Annotated in this window: 3 protein-coding genes and 1 pseudogene; 3 read left to right on the forward strand and 1 reads right to left on the reverse strand. The window is 67.7% G+C overall.

Translation table 11 applies throughout. The annotated features are described in order from the left end of the window. Positions 1-129 precede the first annotated feature (129 nt). Positions 130-528, reverse strand: coding sequence for a DUF5318 domain-containing protein (locus VF330_RS11245; protein ID WP_330851481.1), 399 nt, complete (start codon positions 526-528; stop codon positions 130-132). Positions 529-692: 164 nt separating this feature from the next. Between VF330_RS11245 and VF330_RS11250 the strand changes: the two genes are divergently transcribed. The 3 genes and pseudogenes from VF330_RS11250 to VF330_RS11260 all read left to right on the forward strand — a co-directional run. Continuing rightward, a complete protein-coding gene (locus tag VF330_RS11250; protein ID WP_090045809.1) occupies positions 693-1,229 on the forward strand; it encodes a PadR family transcriptional regulator in 537 nt (178 codons plus the stop codon). Positions 1,230-1,260: 31 nt separating this feature from the next. Next, the gene (locus VF330_RS11255; RefSeq protein WP_330851482.1) at positions 1,261-2,346 is read left to right on the forward strand and encodes an inositol-3-phosphate synthase; all 1,086 of its coding nucleotides are present in this window, start codon (positions 1,261-1,263) and stop codon (positions 2,344-2,346) included. A 57-nt stretch (positions 2,347-2,403) separates the two neighbouring features. After that, positions 2,404-2,631: pseudogene (locus tag VF330_RS11260) on the forward strand (hypothetical protein); the annotation flags it as partial.

Raw genomic sequence — 2,631 nt, forward strand, 5'->3', positions numbered from 1 at the left:
GCCACTGCGGCTCGCCTCCGCGCTGCCGGTCATCATGCTGGTCGTTCACGTGAAAAGGCCTCCCAGACCGGCGCGCACCGGCACGCGGTTCGGTGGTCGTACTTCGTTCGGAGCAGTGTCACCCGTGGGTCATTCCACCGCAGTCCTCCTGCGTGGCTTTTCCAGCCCACGCTTCCCCAGGACGTATGACTGCACCAGGTGGTTCCAACTGCACGTGCGACACACCTCCACCACGTACACGGAGAACTCGTCGAAGAGGTTCGACATCTTCACGAGCTCTTCGGGTGTGCGGGCGGAGCCGGCCGCGTGCTTCAGCTCGTCACCGTAGACCCACGACACGTTCGTGAGGGGTTCTTTGCGGCAGACGGGACAGGGCACATCGGTCGCCGTCCCGTGGAACTTCGCAGCTCGCAGCAGGTACGGAGACGCGTCGCAGACCTCCATGGTGCCCGTGCGACCGGCATGGACCTCCGCCAGCAGCGCGCGGCGCTGCAGCGAGTAGTCCACCACCTGTCGTTGGGTCAACACGTGACCAGAGTACGTGGCGCCCGCTTTCCGATGATGGGCCGTTCAGGGCAGCAACGGCGGGCGCGATATGACGGTGTGCCACATCCCACATCGAGAAGGGGCTGCCGATGTATCGCAGCGATATAATCACCTCACCTATCGGTGCAGGTGCGAGGAGGTGACTCGTGTTCGAGTTCGCGCTGCTCGGCCTGCTGCACGAGGCGCCCATGCACGGCTACGAGCTGCGCAAGCGCTTGCATGACCTGCTCGGAGCGTTTCGCGCGTTCTCCTACGGATCGCTGTACCCAACACTGCGGCGACTCCAGAGGGCGGGCCTGATCGTGGAGGAGGGGCCGGAGGAGTCGGCTCTCTCCTGGGGACGTCGGGCTCGCAAGGTCTACCGGCTCACCCCGGAGGGCAAGGAGCGGTTCGCCGACCTCCTGTCCGACGCGGGGCCGCAGACCTGGGACGACGACTCGTTCGGAGTCCACCTGGCGTTCTTCTCCCGCACGCCGGCCGACGTCAGGATGCGCATCCTGGAGGGCCGCCGGCGGTGGGTCGAGGAACGCAGGGAGGGGCTGCGCGAGCGGCTCGCGAAGACGGGTGAGCAGATCGACCGCTACACCCGCGAGCTGCACAGGCAGGGCCTGGAGAGCACGGAGCGCGAGGTGCGGTGGCTCAACGAGCTCATCGCGCACGAGAAGTCCGAGCAGGACGAGTAGCACCCACATGTTGATCAAGGAGGACTCGGCAATGGGCGAAAACCGCCGCACCGTTCGAGTGGCCATCGTCGGGGTTGGCAACTGCGCGGCGTCGCTGGTGCAGGGCGTCCACTACTACCGGGACGCCGACCCGAGCACCCGTGTGCCCGGTCTGATGCACGTGCAGTTCGGTGACTACCACGTGCGGGACGTCGAGTTCGTCGCAGCGTTCGACGTGGACGCGAAGAAGGTCGGTGTCGACCTGGCCGAGGCCATCGGGGCCAGCCAGAACAACACGATCAAGATCGCGGACGTGCCGCCGCTGGGCGTGACCGTGCAACGCGGCCACACCCACGACGGTCTCGGTCGCTTCTACCGCGAGACGATCGAGGAGTCCGACGCCGAGCCGGTGGACGTCGTGCAGGCCCTGCGCGACGCCGAGGTCGACGTGCTGGTCTCGTACCTGCCGGTGGGGTCGGAGGACGCGGACCGTTTCTACGCCCAGTGCGCGATCGACGCCGGTGTGGCGTTCGTCAACGCGCTGCCGGTCTTCATCGCCTCGGACCCGGAGTGGGCGGAGAAGTTCCGCGCGGCCGGCGTGCCGATCGTCGGTGACGACATCAAGTCCCAGGTCGGCGCCACCATCACGCACCGCGTGCTGGCGAAGCTGTTCGAGGACCGCGGCGTGCAGCTCGACCGCACCATGCAGCTCAACGTGGGCGGCAACATGGACTTCCTCAACATGAAGGAACTGGAGCGCCTGGAGTCCAAGAAGGTCTCCAAGACCCAGTCCGTGACGTCGCAGCTGTCCCGCGACATCGGCAAGGACAACGTCCACATCGGCCCGTCGGACTACGTCGCGTGGCTCGACGACCGCAAGTGGGCCTACGTCCGCCTGGAGGGCCGCGCGTTCGGCGACGTCCCGCTGAACCTCGAGTACAAGCTCGAGGTCTGGGACTCCCCGAACTCCGCGGGCATCATCATCGACGCGGTCCGCGCCGCGAAGATCGCCCTCGACCGGGGCATCGGCGGCCCGATCCTCTCGGCGTCGTCGTACTTCATGAAGTCCCCGCCCGAGCAGTACTCGGACGCCGAGGCCCACGCGGCCGTCGAGGCGTTCATCCGCGGCGAGGCGTGACGTGGTGGGGGCCGTGTCACCGCGGCCCCCACTTCCCCGCAGCGCTAGGTTCGGCCGGTGCGCACCCTGCTCGTCGCCCTCCCGGGCCTCGTCCTCGCCGGCATCGGCCTGACCCACCCCCACCACCTGGACGCGTCCACGGCTCAGTGGTGGCAGAACATGCACATCATCCTGGCGCTGGTCTTCCCGCTGCTGGCGGCCGCGCAGTGGGTGCTGCTCGACGACAGCCCGAAGTACGTCCGCTACCCGGCCCGTGCGGCCGCCTTCGGCTACGCCGTCTTCTAC

The sequence above is a fragment of the Lentzea sp. genome, assembly GCF_036380075.1.
Taxonomy (GTDB): Bacteria; Actinomycetota; Actinomycetes; order Mycobacteriales; family Pseudonocardiaceae; genus Lentzea.